Origin of the sequence: Solibacillus cecembensis (assembly GCF_050272495.1) — a bacterium.
Classification (GTDB): domain Bacteria; phylum Bacillota; class Bacilli; order Bacillales_A; family Planococcaceae; genus Solibacillus; species Solibacillus cecembensis.
On sequence record NZ_JBNNMF010000003.1, the window covers coordinates 128452 to 150423 of the forward strand.

The following is a 21972-nucleotide window of genomic DNA, read 5'->3' on the forward strand; positions in this document are numbered from 1 at the left end:
AAAGCAACAAGATGCAGTCAATTTATTTGATAAAAGTAAAAGAATCTTGTAAGATTGTTGCTTGAATAGGGGTGAGCCAAATTGTTTAAATTTAATGATGAAAAAGGCAATTTAAAATGCTCTTTTTGTGGTAAGCCACAAGAACAAGTTCGTAAATTAGTTGCAGGACCAGGTGTTTATATTTGTGACGAATGTATCGAATTATGTTCAGAGATTGTCGTAGAAGAGTTAGGTATTGAAGAGGAAATCGAATTTAAAGATATCCCGAAACCTAAAGAAATATTAAATATTTTGGGTGACTATGTAATTGGACAAGAGCGTGCGAAAAAAGCGTTAGCTGTTGCCGTATACAATCACTACAAACGAATTAATTCAAATTCTAAAATCGATGATGTTGAATTATCGAAATCAAATATTGTATTAATCGGTCCAACAGGTAGTGGTAAAACATTACTTGCACAAACATTAGCGCGTATTCTAAATGTACCATTTGCGATTGCAGATGCAACAAGCCTTACAGAAGCGGGTTATGTAGGTGAGGACGTTGAAAACATTTTATTAAAACTGATTCAAGCAGCTGATTATGATATCGAACGAGCTGAAAAAGGAATTATTTATATTGACGAGATTGATAAAGTCGCTCGTAAATCAGAAAATCCATCTATTACACGAGATGTATCTGGTGAAGGTGTTCAACAAGCATTATTAAAAATTCTAGAAGGTACTGTTGCGAGTGTTCCTCCACAAGGCGGACGTAAGCATCCACACCAAGAGTTTTTACAAATTGATACATCGAGCATTTTATTCATCGTAGGCGGAGCATTTGATGGCATTGAAACAATCATTAAACGTCGCCAAGGTGAAAAAGTGATTGGTTTTGGTTCAAATCCTAAGCTTGCGGAAGAAGAAGGGACATTAATGTCTCAACTTATTCCAGAAGATCTATTAAAATTTGGATTAATTCCAGAATTTATTGGCCGATTACCAGTACTTGCTACTTTAGAGCAATTAGATGTAGATGCACTTGTACAAATTTTAACAGAGCCAAAAAATGCATTAGCGAAGCAATATCAAAAAATGCTTGAACTAGATAATGTCGAGTTAGAGTTTGAAGATGATGCGCTTGTTGAAATTGCGAAGTTAGCGATTGAACGAAAAACGGGTGCGCGTGGATTACGTTCGATTATCGAAGTAACAATGTTAGATGCAATGTTTGAGTTACCATCACGCGAAGATATTAAAAAATGTATCATTACGGCTGAAACAATTCGCGATAAAGCAGAACCGAAACTTATTTTAGAAGATGGCTCTGTTTTAGTGAAAGATACAGATAACAAAAAAACGTCAGCTTAATTTTAGCGGACCCTTAAAATAAACATGCAGCTGACTTTGGACTTTTTTTAGAAGTCAAAGTCAGCTTTTTTAGCAAATACAACTTACCTATATGTATAAATGAGAACATGATAATTCGCAAAGCCTGTTGTTCGTATGCAAGCGTCTATACATAATTAATTGTATGTAAAATTTTTAAAAGTAACACATACTACTTTTAACTGCGGGTTGTTTTTATGATTTGGATGGAGGTGAATACCCGCGTGAATAAAATAATAAAAAATATGCCAATTTTACCTTTAAGAGGTTTACTCGTCTTCCCATCTATGGTTCTACATATCGATGTAGGAAGAGAACGTTCTGTTGCTGCTTTAGAACATGCGATGTTAAGTGACAGCACCATCTTTTTAACGACTCAAAAAGATTTACGCGTCGAATCACCGGTAAAAGCTGATTTATTTGATGTAGGAACGACTGCTCGTGTAAAACAAATGCTAAAATTACCAAATGGAACGCTGCGTATTTTGGTTGAAGGTGTGAACCGTGCGAAAATGCTCCGTTACAAGGATTCTGGAAATTTTACAGTTGCGGATATAGAAATGTATGAAGATGACTCCTACAAAGACTCTGAAACAGAAGCATTGATGCGTACACTTTTAACTTATTTTGAAAAATATGCAAAATCTTCGAATAAAATTACGACAGAAACAATCGAAATGGTATTGGATATTGAAGAACCAGGCCGATTAGCGGATGTTATCGCGTCACATTTACCGATTAAAGTTATAGAAAAACAAGAAATATTAGCGATTACAACGATAAAAAAACGATTAGATCATTTAATTATTCGTTTGCATGATGAGCAAGAAATATTAAATTTAGAGAAAAAAATCGGCACGAAAGTAAAGCAAGCAATGGAGCGCACGCAAAAAGAATACTATTTACGTGAGCAAATGAAGGCGATTCAAACAGAGCTTGGCGATCGTGACGGAAAAACGGGTGAAGTTTCAGAGCTACGTAAAAAGATTGATCAAGCTGGGATGCCAGCGTCAACATTAGAAATAGCTTTAAAGGAATTAGACCGTTATGAAAAATTACCAGCGGCAAGTGCAGAGAGCGGTGTTATTCGAAATTACTTGGAATGGCTTGTTGCGATTCCTTGGAATGAAAGAACAGAAGACCGCATTGATATTTCTTATGCAGAGGAAATATTAAATCGCGACCATGATGGATTAGAAAAAGTGAAAGAACGTGTGTTAGAGTATCTTTCAGTACGTCAGTTAATGAATTCATTACGCGGTCCGATTCTTTGTTTAGCAGGACCTCCAGGTGTGGGGAAAACAAGTTTAGCGCGTTCGATTGCAGAGAGTTTAGATCGTAAATTTGTTCGTGTATCACTTGGTGGCGTAAGAGACGAATCTGAAATTCGCGGACACCGTCGTACGTATGTCGGCGCAATGCCAGGTCGTATTATTCAAGGGATGAAAAAGGCGGGAACAGTCAATCCGGTATTTTTACTGGATGAAATTGATAAAATGTCAAATGACTTCCGTGGAGACCCTTCTGCTGCGATGCTAGAGGTGCTTGATCCTGAGCAAAACAATGCATTCAGCGATCATTATATTGAAGAACCATACAATCTGCAAGATGTCTTATTTATCGCAACTGCGAATGATTTAAGTACGATCCCGGCGCCATTATTAGATCGTATGGAAGTCATTACGATTGCAGGATATACAGAATTTGAAAAGAATGAAATTACCAAAAATCACTTAGTTCCGAAGCAAATGAAAGAACACGGGTTAAAAAAGGCACAGCTTTTAATTAAAGATGAAGCCATTTTAGATTTAATTCGTTATTATACACGTGAAGCGGGTGTGCGTGGTTTAGAACGACAAGTGGCAACAGTTTGTCGTAAAGCGGCAAAAGTCATTGTTTCTGGTGACAAGAAAAAAGTGACGGTCAGCTCGAAAGTATTAGTTGATATGCTTGGGAAACACCGTTACCGATATGGTCAAGCAGAAACAGAAAATCAAGTAGGTGTCGCGACTGGTCTTGCCTATACAACAGTCGGTGGCGATACGTTACAAATTGAAGTTTCATTAACACCAGGAAAAGGGAAACTTCAATTAACAGGGAAGCTTGGCGATGTGATGAAGGAATCAGCTCATATTGCATTAACTTTTGTACGAACATTGACGCATCAGCTTAATTTAGATGCGGACTATTTCGAGCAACATGATATTCACGTCCATGTTCCAGAAGGCGCTGTTCCAAAAGACGGTCCATCGGCAGGGATTACAATGGCCACTGCGATCGTGTCAGCGATTACTGGAAAAGCGATTAAACGTGAAGTCGGCATGACGGGCGAAATTACGCTACGTGGTCGTGTATTACCAATCGGAGGCTTAAAAGAAAAATCATTAAGTGCACACCGAGCAGGATTAACGACAGTTATTATACCAAAAGATAATGAACGTGATATTGATGATATTCCAGAAACAGTTCGTGAGCAGCTCACATTTAAACTAGTGTCACAGGCAGAAGAAGTTCTTGCTATTGCACTAGACGGAGGTTTTAAGTAGTAATGAAAGTCCATAATGTTGAAATGATCGGTAGTTTTGTCCGACCAGAACAATTTCCAGTAGACGGTTACCCAGAGTTTGCCTTAGCAGGGCGCTCAAATGTTGGGAAATCATCTTTCATTAACCGTATGATTGGTCGTAAAGCGTTGGCGCGAATTTCGTCAAAGCCAGGAAAAACACAGCAATTAAACTTCTATAAAATTGAAGACAAATTTTTCTTTGTTGATGTACCAGGATACGGTTATGCAAAAGTTTCAAAATCAGAGCGTGCAGCATGGGGTAAAATGATTGAACAATACTTCATGGGACGCCAGCAACTAAAAGCAGTCGTTTTAATTGTTGATTTACGCCACCCACCAACAAATGATGACTGCATGATGTATGATTTTTTAAAGCACTATAATATTCCAGTTATCGTTATTTCAACAAAAGCCGATAAAATACCAAAAGGTAAATGGGATAAGCATAAAAAAATTGTACGTGAAACGTTACAAATGGATAAACAGGATCCTTTATTCGTGTTCTCTTCAGAAAAAGGCCTTGGTTTCGACGAAGCATGGGCTGAAATTGAATCGCGCATGGATTGGGAACAGCAATAGTATCCACTAATTTGAAAATCATCCTTTTGGTATATCCAAGAGGGTGATTTTTTTCATAATTAATTTTGATGAAATGCTATTAATTCCTTGATGTCGCGCCTCATTAGCCGATAAACACTTTAGGAGGTGCTACATATGGATATTGCAGCTTTAGCAATGTCGATGAACCAAGCGCAATTAATGCAAAATGTTTCATTGGCTGTCACAAAACAAGCAATGGATTTTCAACAACAAAGTACAGAACAAGTTATTGAACTTCTAGATGCACCACACCCAACATCAGGTCACTCGATTGATGTCTCGGTTTAACTTGGATTCAGCAGAATTCTCCTACTTCTATAAGCGGGGGATGAATGCCAAGTATGCAATTCTATTCAGTGGGGGTTCAAACCCCGGCTGAATCAAGTTAAGCCCCGGCGGATATCACAGATTTTTAAGGGGAGCTTTTCGAGCGAGCTCGAAAAAATCTGGATGCAATTACGCTGAGGCGTAATTGATAAAAAGCGGCACATAAATTTTTATGTGCCACTTCAAACGAACCTTGGGTGATATATAGTGAATAAATGGGCGTACATAAAATGAGTGAAGTTTTGTAATATGGGATTGGGATGTTTAAGAGAAAAGCATCCGTACGATAATAGAAATCACATGAATCATGTTATTAAGTCAAATTATTACATATTAACATTTTTGTCTTATATTTTGATATAATTGCTAGGAGAAAGTAAGAAAAAGGAGGCGGAACAATTGCTAAAAAAAATGGCAACAATTTTAATGGCGATTATTTTTGCTTTAGCAGCACTTCCAATAGGACAACAAGCTGAAGCAGCTACGACATACACATTTGTCAACGTGAAATATGATGAAACAGTCAATAAGAACGGTACGGTTGATCGTACATTAAGTAAGGTGACATTAAAAAATAGCGCTGGAAAAACAGCTACTTTTAATATCGATAAATCAACAAATTTGTACATAAATAATACGTCAACAACGATTGATGGATTTAAAGCTGGCATGGTTGTTACGATAAAAGTAAATTTACGTAAAGTAACGGAAATGCGTGGTACAACAACGATAGAAGAGGGTGCCATTGTTCCGAATAGTAAGCAAGGTGCGGGTGTTGTGACAAAAATCGACCCGAACGGCTTATTTATTACAGTAAAAGTAGATAATGCTGGAACGAAAACGTACTACGTGAAAAATACAACAAAGATTATTAAAGGCAAGTCAACGGTCGATTTAAGTGCCCTTTATGAAGGGGATCGCGTGAAGCTAAAATTTGCTTCTGCGGATACGTCAACGGTATCAGAAATTGATATTATCACTTCTGGTATTATGGTAGAAAATTTATACAAAGCTAAATTAAATACAGTAAACACAAGTAAAAATTCATTTACTGTACAAAATGCACATCCATTTACAAACTGGTTATTCGGTGAAAATGAAAAAGAGGATAAAAATACATTTGATTTTTCAAATAGTACAACGATTTATGCGGGCAATGAAAGAATCTCGGAAAATCAATTGAAAGACTATAAAAATAGCGACATGTATTTTGTAACGACAAAGCAATTTAGTAAAGAGGTCGTTGAAAAAATTGTTGTATTAGCTAGTAATGAGCGCTCGTATTATCAATCATTATCAGAAGTAAATTCGAAATATGGTTACTTTGCGTTATCTAAAGTAGGTCGATTATTTTATCATGATGGCTCTATTTTAGTTCGAAATGGTCGCTTAGTGGAACCTGATACGCTTGCTGCGAATGGGACAGCCTATGTCATTACAGATGGCACGACGAGCGATAAATATGCCCATGTAGTAAATGTGACGAACGATAGCTTCACATCACCAAACTTATCGTCGCATCAACTTTATTTTGGGCGTTTAGACTTAGCTGATTTAGATGCTTACAAAGTTGAACTTTCGGGCATGGAATACTTTAAAAATAATTTCTGGACGAAATTCAATTCTGAATCGGCCTTCTCATTCAGTAATTCAACAGCGGTTACGGAATTAGATGGCAATACGCAATACAAAATTATTCCAGAAACTGAACTATTCTTATATGAAGGACAATATGGTTACTTCTATGTGAAGGATGGTCATATTCAAGCAATTCACTTCATTAAAAACGAGGCACGTACAGTTATTACGGCGACAGGCCGAGTGGACAGTATTGGCACAAATTCAATTGCAGTGAAAGATGTTAGTCAGTGGGTAAGTGGCGGAGAATGGTCTTACTTCGGAGAGACGAAAGTAGAGTTGAATAAAGTAGTCATTATTAAAAACGGTAAAGCGATTAAAGCAAGCGAATTAAAGCCTTCAGATCGCGTCGTATTATTAATGGACGAAAATTTTGTGACACATGTTGTAATGGTAAACGAATAAAAGAGAGGCATGTAGGAATCTTACTCCTACATGCCGTCTCATATTAAGAAATGAAACGGAAAGAGGGATAATCATTGTGGGAATGAAGAAAAATGTACTGTTGTTATTAGCATTTACTGTTTTCTTAAGTATGATCATTAGTTTACCAGCACACACTTCAGCGCAATCCATTGACTTAAATGGTGGTATAAAAAATGAATATACATATGAAGAATATGTGTTCATTACAGGGAAGCCGATTAAATTTATAGGTACAAATAAAAACGTGACAGTATCAGTCAAAGAAAGTAAAGGCAAGCTAACGGAAACGTATAAATTTACATTAGCGGGACCAAATGGCGAAAAACTAGCACGTAATTTTGTATATACATATGATGTGACAAACTATGATCAAATCGGTCAAAGTACAGCGGATGGGGAAGTTACAAAATTTACTGAAACAATAACGGTAGGCAAGGATAAATATACGCTAGTAGATTATCAATTATCGAAAAGTGCTGTGACGGATAAGCGACCAGCATCGGATTACTATACAGGTAATGCGATTGCGAGAAAAACGTACACATATAGCGGCGGTAGCGGACGCAATGAAACGGAAAAAGAAATTACTGTGAATGCAGATAGTCGTCATGTAGGGTATGAAAATTTCTGGGGAGCTACAGAAACTCAAATCACAGAGTTTGAAATGGTTTTCGATGATGGCTCGATTGGTACAGTGGAAAGTCGAGTATCTACAACAAAATCACGCGAGTTAGAATATGATGAAAGTTCAGCATCTTTATCAAGTTTTAATGGTACTTACAAAGCAATTAGTACGGCGGATACACTTTCAGAATATGTTTATGAACTGCCAAAAACAAAAGGTAAAGTCGCATTAGATATTGACTATATGCCAAAAGTTGAAATGTTAAAAATACCAAAATTCCGTGACCTTTCAGCACACTGGGCACGTGGCAGCATTGAAAAATTATATTCTTTAGGCATTTTAGATGATCAATCCAATTTCTTCTCACCAAACACACCGATGTTACGTTATGATTTTGCGATTGCAATCGGTAAAGCCGTTGATTTACGTGTATTAGAAGATACGTCGAAAAAGAAGAAAGCACCTGCTACGAGCACCTTTAAAGATGTAAAACGCACGGCAAAAGATTATAACTATTTATTAGCTTCTGTTAATAAAGGGGTTATTCAAGGGATGACAGCTACAACGTTTGATCCAGATGGCTATTTATCACGCCAACAAGCGGCAACTATTTTAGTGCGTGCATTAGGGCTTGAAGGAAAAGCGCCAGATCCAGGCTATACAACTTCATATGCGGATGATAACAAAATATCAGACTATGCACGAGATTCTGTTTATGTGGCGTCAGAGTTAGGATTGATGAAAGGCAGTGAGGGGAAATTCAACCCGAAAGGCAATTTAACACGTGCAGAAGCTTCATCAATTATTGAACGATATTTAAAATACTTAGAAAATGACTTAAAGCAAAATTATCGTGATGATATTTTGTTCTTTGAATAAGGAGTGAGTTCTTATGACCAATTTTAAGAAGCTAATAGCGGTATTTTTATCTTGTTTGATTGTATTTTCAGGTGTGTTACCTCTATATCCAAAAGATGTAGATGCGGCAACGAATAATGCTTCATTAACGGAAAAAGAAATGCTGAAAATGCTGGCGGAATTAGATGGAGACTACCCATTTGATGTCAATAAACAAGAGATGCTTTACGCGCATTATGGTGAGTTAAATATTCCACTATATGGAGTGGGTAATACTTCGAAACAAAATGCGAATATTTCGAGAGGTCACTTTGCAAAAGTTTTTGCAGCGATGAATGGCTTAGATTTATCGGAAATACAAGCAGTTCAATATTTATACATGAGTGAAATTACGACAGGGGTTACGGGGAAGCGTACGTTTGAAGATTTCAAGACAACAAGCAACCTTAGCCGTAATGATATGACAGCATTTATGTCTCGCTTGAAAAAACAAGGGAAGATCGCATTTGAAGGATTACCAAGTAAAGCATCAGGTAAGGACAATCATAAAATTACTTTACCAGCTAACTTCGTCGAAAACTCAGATGGTTCTGTTCCATTAGAGCCGAAGCCAGGGGAAAATACCGATGATAAAGTAAACCGTCCAAGCGTTTATAAAGCAGTGGAAAGCATTAATGTAGCGTCTGAAAAACTAATTGCAAATGGTGTTGATTCATCATTAATTACAATTCAATTAAAAGATAGCTACGGCAATCCAATCCCGTACGACGAATCATTAGCATTTAAAGTGACATCTGAAGCAGGTGCCACATTCTCAGAAACCAATTCAAGTACAAGTGGTAGTTCAAAAATTATTTATACAGATGGACCGGAGCTAAATGTATTTGTGACGGCACCAGCACTAACAAAATCAATTGTCGATAAAATCCGATTTGAATTAGTAAACAACGATGATCCAAGATTTTATACGTATAAAAATCAAGTAATTGAAGCATCTGTTCGCTATGTGCCAGAAGCAGAATTACGAATTTCATATGAAGTTTATGATCCGGAACAACCAGACTGGACGGGTGGAGATGTTGACCCAGGCGTTAAGCCATTACCTGCTTTACCAGAAGGTGTTATTGACGGTAAAACAGTACCATTTACGGTGAACGGTGTGATCACTGTTACGGATTATGATGAAGATTTAAAACTGTTGACAGGTTCTAAACATGAAACATACACGCACCCAACGACAGGTCAACCAACACAAGGTGAAATTAGTTCTAAAGAAATTCAGTATGGTAATGCAGAACTAAAATTAGAAGGTCAAATTATTTCAGTATGGTTGTTTGAACAAATTTTAGATTATATGATTTATGGCCCTGAAAAGAAACCAGTACCTGACAAGGATAAAAAACCAGGTGACAATGGCTGGGGTGGACTTGGTTCGGCGAAAGTGATGTATACACTTAATAAAGAAGGTCGAGCAACATACGATTTACAAGGCGTTATGAGTGAAGAACATACGGCTCAGTTTAAATCGACATTACATGCAGCGATTATTTATTTAATCAATTTTTTACCAAAAGCAGATGACATTACGTTAGCGCATGAAGAAAGCGTACTCGCGATTAAAGCGCTATATGACCAGCTTGGCCAAATTGATAAAAATATTTTACAAAAAGAATTTGCCCAGGCGATTGGTAAGCTTGAAGGGGCAATGTCGAAAATAGAAATTTTGAAAAAAGGGCAAGAGCTTGAGCAACGTCCTGAAGGAATGGACCGTTATACAAAGGTCATTGTAAACGTGGTGGCACCAAGTGGGGTAGTCATTACAGATTACAAAGGTACGGTTGAAGTAACATTTAATGGTACTTCAAGAAAAGTTTCATTCGATACGAATACAAAAGACTATAATGCAGGGACGGGTTATGCAGGTTCAGCGGTTGTATACTTTGATGATGTCGTTTACGGACAATCAAATGTAACCGCAAAACTTGTCGACAAAGACCCGCGCTATGCAAAAGCATTACAAGGATTGGATAATAAAACGACAACGAAAACAATTTTCGCCAATCCTAAGTTTGAAAAGAATACTTGTAAGGGTAAATCTGAAGTAGCATTTGTCGTGGATCACTCTGGTTCAGTTCGTAAAAATGATCCAAATAACGACACAGCTAAAAAAGTGAAGCAAGTAATTAATCAATTAGCACAAGATACAAACCATGTGTATCACTTTAACAATAAGCCTCATTTTGAAAAATCTGGTGCAGCAAGTGCAGTTGCAAATATTCCTAGCTTGCTAGAGTATAAAAATGATGGAAATTCAACAAATATCGCAGATGCGGTTAAAGTAGCGCTTGATAAATTCACACCTAATCAGCAAACGACAAAGGCACTCGTCCTTGTGACGGATGGTAAAACATCAAAATCCAATATTGCGACCATTACAAAATTAGCACAAGATAAAAATGTGAAAGTGTACACGGTTGCGATTGGAAAATATAATACTATTAATGAAGCCCTTTTAAGAACGCTATCAACAGATACAGGTGGCGCGTACTTTAATTCTGAAACGATTTATAATATCCATGGTTCATTCCAGGCGATTATAAATTCAATTTTATGTAATAAAGAAGTAGTGGATAATAGCTGTGCAGTAGGAGATACGTTATTTAATGAAGCGAGTGTTAACATTTCACGCACCAATGTAATTTTAAATGCCCGCATTAATCAAAACTGTAATAATGTAACGGCTGTTTCAGTAATCTTTACTGCCTCTGGAGGAAGTGTCACATACGATTTACAAGGTCGAGGTGCGTCGATTTATCGATTAACGCGATATGTAAATGAATTTAAGCCATTCAATTTGTATACGGATGTCGAATTCCAAGCGTTTGATCAAGCAGGTCAATTAATTGCTGCGAAAACAGTTAAAATTCAATAAATTATAGTGGAATTGGTTTTCACCGATGAAAAGCGGCGTGTTGGTATGAACCGACACACCGCTTTTTCATTTCTCGTATACAACTAAAAAACTAAGTGCATTGAAATAAAACGGGAACTTTGTTACACTTCCTTTAGAATTATTTTTAATAAATAATACTTTTCATAGCATGTTCACAAAATAAAAGTAATAATTAATATCTTTATGATAAAATAGAAATAATGAATGAAACGTGTGAGGTGTGTAGGTTCATGCATACATTAGTAGTAGGCTTGAATTATAGAACGGCGCCTGTCGAAATTCGCGAAAAGTTATCCTTCATCGAGCAGGATATCCCGAGTGCAATGGCAGCGCTACAACAGGAAAAAAGCGTATTGGAAAATGTAATTGTATCAACGTGTAACCGTACGGAAATTTATGCGGTCGTTGATCAACTGCATACAGGGCGCTATTATGTTAAAAACTTTTTAGCTAATTGGTTCAATATTTCACTGGAGCAATTTGAGGAACACTTATTTATTCGTGAGGAAGATGAGTCGTTCAATCATTTATTCCGAGTAACAGCAGGTATTGACTCAATGGTGTTAGGTGAAACGCAAATTTTAGGACAAGTGAAAAAGAGCTTCCTACAAGGGCAAGAAATGGGTACAACAGGAACAGTGTATAATCAGCTCTTTAAGCAAGCGGTTACATTTGCTAAACGTGCGCATCATGAAACAGCAATTGGAGAAAATGCGGTTTCGGTTTCTTATGCAGCTGTGGAATTAGCAAAGAAAATTTTTGGTTCCTTACAAAACAAGCATGTCGCGATTTTAGGTGCAGGTAAGATGGGGGAACTAGCGATTCAAAACTTGTATGGAAACGGTGTAGGGAAAGTAACGGTCATTAATCGGACATTTGAAAAAGCCCAACATTTAGCGTCGAAGTTTGAAGGTGATGCGAAGTCAATGAGCGAGTTACAGTGCACATTGCTTGAAGCGGATATTTTAATTAGCTCAACAGGTGCGACTAGTTATGTCATTAATCATGAATTGATGAAAGATGTCGCAAAGCTACGTAAAGCAGATCCATTATTTATGGTCGATATTGCGGTTCCTCGTGATTTAGATCCAAAAATTGGGGATATTCCGAACGTTTTCTTATATGATATTGATGATTTACAAGGGATTGTCCAAGCAAACCTAGTGGAGCGTGAACGCGCGGCTTCAGAAATTACAGCGTTGATTCAAGAAGAGCTTGTCCAATTTAAAGAGTGGTTTAATACGCTTGGTGTCGTTCCCGTTATTTCGGCATTGCGTAAAAAGGCTGCTTCTATTCAAGAAGAAACGATGTTAAGTATTGAAAATAAAATGCCTGATCTGACAGATCGTGAGCGCAAAATTTTAAGTAAACATACGAAATCGATTATTAATCAGCTTCTAAAAAATCCAATTTTACAAGTGAAGGAAATGGCGAATTCTACTCAAGCAAATGAGCAACTCGCATTATTCCAACAAATTTTTGGTATTGAAGAAGAAGTACAGCAAGAAGTGCGCGCTCAGCAACAAGAGCCAAGCCATGCACGCAAAAATACAAATGAAACAGTTGTGAATCCAGGCTTATCCTATTAGGCTAGAGACATAAGTGTTCAGAAGCGTTTTCGTATCTATATGGTAAAATTATAGATATAGGAGACGCTTTTTTTTATTATCCAACTATAGAGAAGTTTTTTTAGGAGAAGGTTGCGTATGACGGAAGTAGCGATGGCTAGATTATATGAGCTCATGATTATTCTTTATGCGCTTAGTATCGTGCTTTATTTTATTGATTATTTTTATAAAAATTTAAAAGCAAGAAGGGTGGCTTTTTGGTTTGTATCCATTGTTTGGATTATGCAAACCGTATTCCTTGTCTTGTATATAGTCGACACAAAACGATTCCCGGTATTGTCCTTATTTGAAGGTGTCTATTTTTATGCGTGGCTTCTAACAACATTATCAATCGTGCTGCATTGTATTGCCCGTGTCGATTTACCGGTATTTTTTGTTAATGTTTTAAGTTTCATTTTTGTGACAATCCATTTATTTGCGCCTAATACGGCAACTCAAATTGTCGGAGAATCGCTTGTTTCAGAGATGTTGCTTATACATATTAGCTTTGCCATTGTTTCTTATGCAGCTTTTTCATTATCCTTTGTTTTTTCGATTTTGTATTTAATTTTATATCGTATATTAAAACAGAAGAAGCTGAATCATTTATGGTCGAGGCTACCAAGTCTTCAACAGATGAGTAAGTGGATCAGTTATTCGAATTTAGTCGGTGTGCCCTTGCTCCTTATTAGCCTTATTTTAGGGTTAGAATGGGCTTATATGACATTGGAAGGGCTTTCTGTTTTCGATGTGAAAATTATTAGTTCATTTATTGTATCTGTTGTGTATTTAGTTATTTTATTATTACATCGCAATGGAAAATTGGTTGGTGTAACATTTGCATGGGTGCAAGTGTATTTATTTTTACTCGTTGTTGTTAATTTCTTTCTTGGCAGCAAATTATCGAATTTCCATTTATGGGTCTAATAGAGAGGTCGGAGTATTTTGAGAAAAATTATTGTCGGTTCACGAAAAAGTAAATTAGCTTTAACGCAAACGAAATGGTTTATTAATGAGTTAAAAGCTGCGGGCGTTCCATTTGAATTTGAAATACAAGAAATCGTGACAAAGGGTGACCGTATTTTAGATGTCCAATTGTCAAAAGTTGGCGGTAAAGGGCTTTTTGTTAAAGAAATTGAGCAAGCATTATATGATAAAGAAATCGATTTTGCTGTGCATTCTATGAAAGATATGCCAGCTGTATTGCCAGAAGGTCTTGTCATTGGCTGTATTCCACCACGTGAAGATGCGCGTGATGCTTTTATTTCAAAAGGTCATGTGAAGTTTGCAGATTTGCAACAAGGAGCAGTCGTTGGGACGAGCTCGTTACGCCGTAGTGCACAGCTTTTACAAGTGCGTCCTGACCTAGAAATTAAATGGATTCGTGGAAATGTTGATACGCGTTTAAATAAATTAGAAACAGAAGAATATGATGCGATTATTTTAGCGGCAGCTGGCTTAAAACGTCTTGGCTGGAGTGATGAAGTTGTCACAGAGTATTTAGATATCGATATTTGTCTACCTGCTGTTGCACAAGGTTCACTTGGCATTGAATGCCGCGGGGATGATGCGGAATTATTAGAGCAATTAGCGAAATTGACAGATGCACCGACTTGGCAAGCAGCTCATGCCGAACGTTCGTTTTTAGCAGCGATGGATGGCGGATGCCAAGTGCCGATTGCAGGCTTTGCGACATTGGACGAGGATTCAATTACATTAACAGGTTTAGTTGCAGCACCGGACGCCTCTATTTTCTTTAAGGAGACTGTAACTGGTACTAATGCCGATGCTGTTGGAAAAGAAGTTGCCAGGGTTTTGACGGAGCAAGGAGCATTTGACTTAATTCAAAAAGTAAAGGCTGAGTTGGATGCCGAGTAATTTGCCATTAGCAGGTAAAACGATTATTTTGACTGGTTCGCACAAAATACAAACGATTGCACCTTATATTGAAGCAAATGGTGGGCAAGTGAAAATGTTTCCGCTTATTGAAACGCAAGAAATCGTGTCAGATGAGGATGAAATGCGTCTTACACAATGCAATGACTATGACTGGCTTATTTTTACGAGTCAAAATGCGGTAAGTGCATTTGTTGCGAAATTAAAACGTTTTGGGTTATCGGCATCCACGATTCAGTGTAAAATTGCGGTCGTTGGTGAGCGAACTGCCGAAAGCTTACAACAACACGAATTGGCGTATCATTTTATGCCTACTGTGTATAGTGCCGATGTATTTGTACAACAATTCAAGTGTGAAGGCCGTGCGCTATTTTTACGTGGAAGTCTTGCGAAGTCGACAATTAAGGATGGTATAGGTGCAGATGAATGGACGGTTTATGAAACGGTACCATCTACTAAGCATGTTCAATCACTTCATGAAGCATTAATTGCAGAACCTGAACCGATTGTCATTTTTGCGAGTCCGTCTGCTGTTGAAATGTATGCACAGGAAATTGTCCCGATGATAGATTGGCGATTCATCAAATTTGCAACGATTGGTCATGTAACGACACAAGCTTTAGCGAAATATGACATTACACCAATTGTCCAGCCACAAACTTATACGATGAAGGCTGTTATTGAACAACTTATTTTGGAGGAAACAAAACTATGACTGAACTATTTTTCCAACGTCATCGCCGCCTACGTCAAAGTGCGGGTATGCGTGCATTAGTAAAAGAAACTTACTTACACAAAGAAGATTTAATTTATCCATTATTTATTATTGAAGGCGACAATATTAAAAATGAAGTAAGCTCTATGCCGGGTGTATTTCAGCTTTCTTTAGATAATTTAGCGACAGAAGTTGATGAAATCGTCGCATTAGGCATTCGCGCGGTATTATTATTCGGGATTCCAGCTGAAAAGGATGCTGTTGGTACGGGCGCATTCCATAATCATGGCATTGTACAAGAGGCAACTCGTCTTATTAAGGCGCGTCATCCGGAGCTATTAGTCATTGCGGATACATGCTTATGTGAATTTACTGATCACGGTCACTGTGGTGTCGTAGAAGGCGATCAGATTTTAAATGACCCTTCACTTGATGTGTTAGCACGAACAGCTGTTTCACAAGCACAGGCAGGCGCGGATATTATTGCACCCTCGAACATGATGGACGGTTTCGTGACAGCGATTCGTGCAGGTTTAGACGCAGCAGGCTTTGAGCATATTCCAATTATGTCTTACGCTGTGAAATACGCATCGAGCTATTATGGACCATTCCGTGAAGCTGCGGATGGTGCACCGAAATTTGGTGATCGTAAAACGTATCAAATGGACCCGTCTAATCGTATGGAAGCAATTCGTGAAGCGACTTCCGATATTGACGAGGGGGCTGATTTCTTAATCGTGAAGCCAGCGCTCGCTTATATGGACATTATCCGTGATGTGAAAAATAGCTTCCCAGTCCCAGTTGTTGCTTATAATGTGTCGGGTGAATATTCGATGGTGAAAGCTGCTGCAGGGAATGGTTGGATTAATGAAAAAGCGGTTGTTTTAGAAACATTGCTTGGCATGAAGCGTGCAGGATCCGATTTAATTATTACGTACCACGCAAAAGACGTGTGTCGTTGGTTGGAGGAAAATTAATTATGCGTACTTATGAAAATTCTAAAGCAGCATTTACAGAAGCAGTGGATTTAATGCCGGGTGGCGTAAATTCACCTGTACGAGCATTTAAATCGGTTAACTTAGAGCCAATTTTTATGGAATCTGGTTCAGGCGCTGTTATTAAAGATATTGATGGCAATGAATATATTGACTATGTTTTATCATGGGGACCACTTATTTTAGGACATGCACATCCGGAAGTTGTCGCTGCTATTCAACAGCAAGCGGCAAAAGGTGCTTCATTTGGTGCGCCTACTTTATCTGAAAATAAATTAGCGAAATTAGTATTGGACCGTTTACCATCTGTCGAAATGATTCGTTTTGTTTCATCTGGAACAGAAGCAACGATGTCAGCGCTGCGTTTAGCGCGCGGTTATACAGGACGCGACAAAATTTTAAAATTCGAAGGTTCTTATCATGGACACGGAGATTCATTACTAATTAAAGCAGGTTCAGGTGTTGCTACACTAGGCTTACCAGATTCTCCGGGTGTACCAGCGGATGTTGCCAAAAATACGTTAACGGTTGCGTACAATGATTTAGAATCAGCAAAATTAGTATTTGAAAAATATGGACAAGAATTAGCGGCTGTTATTTTAGAACCCGTTGCAGGAAATATGGGCGTTGTTCCCCCACAACCAGGCTTTTTAGAAGGCTTACGTAAGCTAACAGAAGAAAATGGTACGGTGTTAATTTTTGATGAAGTGATGACTGGTTTCCGTGTTGATTATGGTTGTGCACAAGAATACTTTGGTATTAAACCAGACCTTACTTGCCTTGGGAAAGTAATTGGTGGTGGTTTACCAGTTGGTGCATTTGGCGGGAAACGTGAAATCATGGAAAATATTGCGCCAGCAGGTCCGATTTATCAAGCGGGTACGTTATCAGGAAACCCACTTGCGATGACAGCGGGCTATGAAACATTATCACGTTTAAATGAAGAAACATACACATATTTTCGCAAGTTGGGTGACCAATTAGAAGCTGGTTTCCGTGAAGCGGCATCAAAATACAATATTCCACACACTGTAAATCGTGCAGGGTCGATGATTGGCTTTTTCTTCACGAACGAAGATGTTATTGATTTTGAAACGGCGAAAACTTCGGATTTAGCATTATTTGCGGAATACTTTAAATTAATGGCGGAAGAAGGTATTTTCTTACCACCATCTCAATTTGAAGGGTTATTTATTTCGACAGCACATACAGAAGCGCATATCGCAAAAACGGTACAAGCCTTCCATAAGGTGTTTGAGAAATTAGCACGATAATACGAATTAATAAAATGACATTTCACCTTAGGGGCGAGATGTCATTTTTTCATTTATTATGTACATACGGTTTGGGAAATTCTCTAGTAAAGCACGTAATATGTCGATAGCATAAAGTTCATCATAAATAGAATAGATTGCACATAGAGTTATTCGAGGGGGGATTAGATGAAGGATATTTCCTGGGAAATGGATGAGTACTTCTTTTTTCCAAACAATTTAGGATCTGTAGCAGAAGTACAGTCAGTAAAAATTTCGCCACAATGGGTACCGATTGAACTCGACAATTCGATGCGATTAAATGGTATTTATCATTTTGCTGTAGAAGTGGCTTTTAATGAGGGAGCGGAAGCAGCATCACAAAAAGGAACATATATTGAGGATTTGGATTTTAATAATAACGTGGGCTATTTTGAATATGCCTTACCTTTTAGCATTGATTTACCAGATACAGCGAAACAACTTGATGGTGTGAAAGTCTCAATTGAAGGAGAACAAAGTGCGGTATTTGATGGAGGGTGTCAAGTAAAGTGGAATGTTAGGTGTCAATTTGAAGATTATGTCGTGGAAAAAATCGACACACAAGAAATTGTCGTGAAAAATATTGAACAAAAAGTAGAACTGCCTGCAATTTCAGAAATTCATGAAGTGGCAGCAATTTCGGATACTCAAGAAGTGGTAGCAATTTCAGAAACCGATGAAGTGGCAGTAATCTCGGAAACTCAAGAAGTGGCAGCAATTTCAGAAAACAAAAAAGTAAATGTAATTTCAGAAACCCCTGTAGTGAGTGCAAAAGCGGAAACTCGTGAAGTGAGGGAAACGTTGGTATTGAATGAAATAAATGAAGTGGCGGAATCTCCAAAGCAACTGGAGGGAGAATTGATGTATACGGTACCATCAGATGATTTTTATCGAGACCTTTCTGAGGCGTATAAAGTACATCAAGTTATCACTCCAAAAGCTAGAGATAATCACAAGTGAATAAATAACTAAGCCCGATTAGAATAACGAGTATAATAATATCGAAGGTTGTCGGGAAAAAGATTGTTCGGACAGCTTGAAAAACCGTTATTGGGATGATGCAATTTTTAATAAAAAAACGAGTTTTCCGCAACCAAGGTGGAAGTAAATATGGATTATAACCTTTCCGCATTTTCATCATCTCCTTTTTATTAGTATATGCATGATAAGGCCATGAAGTGAAAAAGTGACGCATTGGATTTAGAAATGGTTTTGAAGGTGCAAGGAAAAAATGATAAAGGCATCAAACAAAATCTTATAGGAGAAAGGACATAGTGAAATAAGCTATGTCCTTTTTAATTCCCAAAGTTTTATACAAAATGCACTGGATTACATAAATGCAACCACAAGTTGACGAAATGCATCCCCAAGATGGTAGAATCGAAAGCAATATTTTTCTAAAGTGAGGGTAGCAATAAAATTTACTATTGGAGGAAAAAATCATGAATAAAATGAAAGTCGCAGTAATTATTTTTATGTTAGGATTATTAGTCTTTTTGAAAATTTACCTGAATTCAATACCAAGAATTAGCGAGCCGATATCAAATATAGTAGTTTTTTTAGGGTTCCTCATTGCTGCTATAATATTTGGTATGTCTAAATTAAAAGAAGATCGGGAGTAACAAATAGGGGGAAGTACGCTGGGGGAATTGCGTGAATTCAATTAACCACTTTAACGCTTAAGGTAACATGGAAGCAGAGGAATTTGGGGCGATTAAATACGTCCCCCCTAAATTATTTGAATATATAGCTTACTTACGTTGTTAATACGTAAAGGAAATTTGTTACAATATATATAAACTTACATTTAAAGGAGTTCGTACAAATGACATTTGGAGAGAAACTTTTTAAATTAAGAAAAGAAAAAGGACTTTCCCAAGAAGCCTTAGCAGAAAAACTAAATACAACAAGACAAGCAATTAGTAAATGGGAAAATGGCCAAGGTTACCCCGAGACAGAAAAGGTTCTTATGATTGGAAATATTTTTGAGGTTTCCATCGACTATTTGTTAAAGGATTCTGTTGAGCCAAGCAATGATAAAAACGCAGGATATTATGTTAACAAGGAAATGGCAGAAGGATATTTATTGTCTGCACATAAGGTTTCAAAATATTTAGCGTTAGGTTATTTCTTAATCGCGTTATCCATTATCCCCTATTTCCTATTTAATCAAGACCCAACAATCTATATTATCCCAACTATCCTATTAGCTACATTCGGTATTGGGATGTTTGTATCAACATCGTTTATTGAAGAAAATCAATATAAAGTATTAAAAACAGAGCCCTTGCTGTTTGATGAAAAATACCTAAAAGAATTGACTGCTAGATACGAAAATTTAAAGAAAAGATATTTCGTTATTAATCTAGTGGGTTCCGGTTTATTTGTTGCTGGAATATTAGCCATAGGAATCGAAAGAAGGTTTATTACTTCTGAATTTTTATTGCCTTATTATCCGATATGTATTGGAATAATTGCAATTGGTATCTACATTTCAATACGAACTTCAAACCAGCTTGACGCATATAAACTATTAGCGAAAAACGATATATATACCAATAGAATTTTCTTTAAATTTCAAAGGAAGATGAGAAAAAAGCTGGATGAATTTTAAAGAAACCGTCCCCTCCCACTGGAAGAGAAGTACCCTATGCAGGGCTCTTAGGAATCCCCAAACTACAAATAGGTGCCCTTGGAAGTGGTGAATTATTGAAGATGGATAGACGCATTGAAAGTTTGAAAGTTATTTGAAACAGCGCAGGAGAATGCTGATATGTGAAGTTATTGTAAAAATAATTATTTTTTTGTAAATATACTTTTGAAAAGGGAAACATTTAGTAAAGTTAAGACTAGTAGAGTTGGAATGTTACTTTTTTAGGAGGAAAAATTTGTACAATTTATGGAGTATTTTTTGGACATCATTAAAATTAGGACTCACTTCGTTTGGGGGGCCGGCTGCACATTTAGGCTATTTTCAGCAAATATATGTGAAACAGAAGAAGTGGCTGACAGATGAAGAGTATTTAGATCTAGTTGCATTAAGTCAGTTTTTACCCGGTCCTGCCTCGAGTCAGGTTGGTATGGGGATTGGGCTTCGAAAAGGTGGGGTAGCTGGTAGTATTGCCGCGTTTATCGGATTTACATTACCATCAGTCCTTATGCTCATCGCATTTGTCTACATAATGGAACGTTTTCAATTTAATATCGGTTGGTTACAAGGGTTGAAAATTGTAGCAGTGGCGATTGTTGCACAAGCTATTTTGGATATGGGGAAGAAAATATTGAAAACCCCTTTGCAGTATGTGCTGTTAATTGTCGCTACGATAATATTACTTTACACTACATCGATTTATTCACAAATTGGCGTTCTTATCGGTAGTGCAATGATTGGTTATTTATTTTTGAAACAGCCAGGTCAATCTATTCCAAGTATTGTTTTCTCCAAAAAATGGGGCGCTGTATTTTTATCCTCATTTTTTGTGCTATTAATCGGGTTACCTATTGCTGCGAAAATTTTAAAATGGGAATGGCTTGTGCTATTTGAAAAGTTTTATTTAGCAGGTTCACTCGTTTTTGGTGGAGGTCATGTTGTTTTACCTTTACTAGAATCGCAATTCGTTGGTACGTACGTGACTGCGGAATCCTTTTTAGCAGGCTATGGCTTAACGCAAGCAGTACCAGGTCCATTGTTTACGTTTGCTAGTTATTTAGGAATGGTCATTGGGGGTATTCCGATTGCTCTACTTGCGACAGTAGCGATCTTTTTACCGGCATTTTTATTAATTGTTGGGGCTTATCCATTTTGGTCAAGCATTAGCAGTCATCAAGCGTTGCGCGGGGCAGTGGCAGGTATGAATGTAGCGGTCATCGGTATTTTAATTGCCGCGTTTATGTCACCAATCCTCACGTCAACGGTTCGAGATGTAATGGATGGATTTTGGGCAATTGTTTTATTTGTTTTATTAGTAAAATTCAAACTAAAGCCGTGGATCATTGTGGTCATTGGTGTTTTAATAGGTTTTACGTTTTATCGTTAAACCTAAACTGTATTTTTTGCAAAGTAAACCAAAGCTCATACTTGAAATTTTGGTGAAAAGAGC

18 protein-coding genes are annotated in these 21972 nt (G+C 37.4%); 17 read left to right on the plus strand and 1 reads right to left on the minus strand.

Annotation, left to right across the window (positions count from 1 at the left end; all coding sequences use genetic code 11):
- The first annotated feature begins 81 nt into the window (after window positions 1-81).
- The 14 genes from clpX to ACQKIH_RS03950 all read left to right on the plus strand — a co-directional run bounded on the left by clpX (window position 82) and on the right by ACQKIH_RS03950 (window position 18832).
- A complete protein-coding gene (clpX, locus tag ACQKIH_RS03885; protein ID WP_057987464.1) occupies window positions 82-1353 on the plus strand; it encodes an ATP-dependent protease ATP-binding subunit ClpX in 1272 nt (423 codons plus the stop codon).
- Window positions 1354-1577: 224 nt separating this feature from the next.
- Window positions 1578-3917 (plus strand): endopeptidase La, encoded by a 2340-nt coding sequence (lon, locus tag ACQKIH_RS03890; RefSeq protein ID WP_169793446.1) that lies wholly within the window; start codon window positions 1578-1580, stop codon window positions 3915-3917.
- A gap of 2 nt (window positions 3918-3919) precedes the next feature.
- The gene (yihA, locus tag ACQKIH_RS03895) at window positions 3920-4516 is read left to right on the plus strand and encodes a ribosome biogenesis GTP-binding protein YihA/YsxC (RefSeq protein ID WP_057987460.1); all 597 of its coding nucleotides are present in this window, start codon (window positions 3920-3922) and stop codon (window positions 4514-4516) included.
- A gap of 135 nt (window positions 4517-4651) precedes the next feature.
- Entirely contained in the window at window positions 4652-4825 is a 174-nt protein-coding gene (locus ACQKIH_RS03900) for a YjfB family protein (protein WP_083493711.1), read from the plus strand.
- Window positions 4826-5263: 438 nt separating this feature from the next.
- Window positions 5264-6907, plus strand: a complete 1644-nt coding sequence (locus tag ACQKIH_RS03905; RefSeq protein ID WP_427763555.1) for a phosphate ABC transporter ATPase — start codon at window positions 5264-5266, stop codon at window positions 6905-6907.
- An 82-nt stretch (window positions 6908-6989) separates the two neighbouring features.
- Window positions 6990-8432 (plus strand): S-layer homology domain-containing protein, encoded by a 1443-nt coding sequence (locus ACQKIH_RS03910; protein ID WP_427763557.1) that lies wholly within the window; start codon window positions 6990-6992, stop codon window positions 8430-8432.
- A gap of 13 nt (window positions 8433-8445) precedes the next feature.
- Entirely contained in the window at window positions 8446-11343 is a 2898-nt protein-coding gene (locus ACQKIH_RS03915) for a VWA domain-containing protein (RefSeq protein ID WP_057987456.1), read from the plus strand.
- Between the two features lie 251 nt (window positions 11344-11594).
- A complete protein-coding gene (gene hemA / locus ACQKIH_RS03920; RefSeq protein WP_057987454.1) occupies window positions 11595-12953 on the plus strand; it encodes a glutamyl-tRNA reductase in 1359 nt (452 codons plus the stop codon).
- Between the two features lie 117 nt (window positions 12954-13070).
- Window positions 13071-13898, plus strand: coding sequence for a cytochrome c biogenesis protein CcsA (gene ccsA / locus ACQKIH_RS03925; RefSeq protein WP_057987452.1), 828 nt, complete (start codon window positions 13071-13073; stop codon window positions 13896-13898).
- Window positions 13899-13916: 18 nt separating this feature from the next.
- Window positions 13917-14849 (plus strand): hydroxymethylbilane synthase, encoded by a 933-nt coding sequence (gene hemC, locus ACQKIH_RS03930; protein WP_057987450.1) that lies wholly within the window; start codon window positions 13917-13919, stop codon window positions 14847-14849.
- Window positions 14839-15582 carry a uroporphyrinogen-III synthase gene (locus ACQKIH_RS03935; protein WP_057987448.1) on the plus strand — a complete coding sequence of 248 codons (744 nt, stop codon included), beginning with the start codon at window positions 14839-14841 and terminating at the stop codon, window positions 15580-15582. The genes hemC and ACQKIH_RS03935 overlap by 11 nt, the downstream gene beginning before the upstream one ends.
- Window positions 15579-16559, plus strand: a complete 981-nt coding sequence (hemB, locus tag ACQKIH_RS03940) for a porphobilinogen synthase (RefSeq protein WP_057987447.1) — start codon at window positions 15579-15581, stop codon at window positions 16557-16559. The genes ACQKIH_RS03935 and hemB overlap by 4 nt, the downstream gene beginning before the upstream one ends.
- A gap of 2 nt (window positions 16560-16561) precedes the next feature.
- Window positions 16562-17851 (plus strand): glutamate-1-semialdehyde 2,1-aminomutase, encoded by a 1290-nt coding sequence (gene hemL / locus ACQKIH_RS03945; RefSeq protein ID WP_057987445.1) that lies wholly within the window; start codon window positions 16562-16564, stop codon window positions 17849-17851.
- A gap of 168 nt (window positions 17852-18019) precedes the next feature.
- Window positions 18020-18832 (plus strand): hypothetical protein, encoded by an 813-nt coding sequence (locus ACQKIH_RS03950; RefSeq protein WP_427763560.1) that lies wholly within the window; start codon window positions 18020-18022, stop codon window positions 18830-18832.
- Here the strand turns inward: ACQKIH_RS03950 and ACQKIH_RS03955 are convergent.
- Window positions 18813-19004 carry a hypothetical protein gene (locus ACQKIH_RS03955; RefSeq protein WP_083493710.1) on the minus strand — a complete coding sequence of 64 codons (192 nt, stop codon included), beginning with the start codon at window positions 19002-19004 and terminating at the stop codon, window positions 18813-18815. The two genes, ACQKIH_RS03950 and ACQKIH_RS03955, sit on opposite strands and share 20 nt — an antisense overlap.
- A gap of 310 nt (window positions 19005-19314) precedes the next feature.
- Here ACQKIH_RS03955 and ACQKIH_RS03960 point away from each other — a divergent pair, with 310 nt between their 5' ends.
- The 3 genes from ACQKIH_RS03960 to chrA all read left to right on the plus strand — a co-directional run bounded on the left by ACQKIH_RS03960 (window position 19315) and on the right by chrA (window position 21909).
- Window positions 19315-19494, plus strand: a complete 180-nt coding sequence (locus tag ACQKIH_RS03960) for a hypothetical protein (RefSeq protein WP_057987440.1) — start codon at window positions 19315-19317, stop codon at window positions 19492-19494.
- A 203-nt stretch (window positions 19495-19697) separates the two neighbouring features.
- Entirely contained in the window at window positions 19698-20486 is a 789-nt protein-coding gene (locus tag ACQKIH_RS03965) for a helix-turn-helix domain-containing protein (protein ID WP_057987438.1), read from the plus strand.
- A gap of 274 nt (window positions 20487-20760) precedes the next feature.
- The gene (gene chrA, locus ACQKIH_RS03970) at window positions 20761-21909 is read left to right on the plus strand and encodes a chromate efflux transporter (RefSeq protein ID WP_427763561.1); all 1149 of its coding nucleotides are present in this window, start codon (window positions 20761-20763) and stop codon (window positions 21907-21909) included.
- The last annotated feature ends 63 nt before the right edge of the window (window positions 21910-21972 follow it).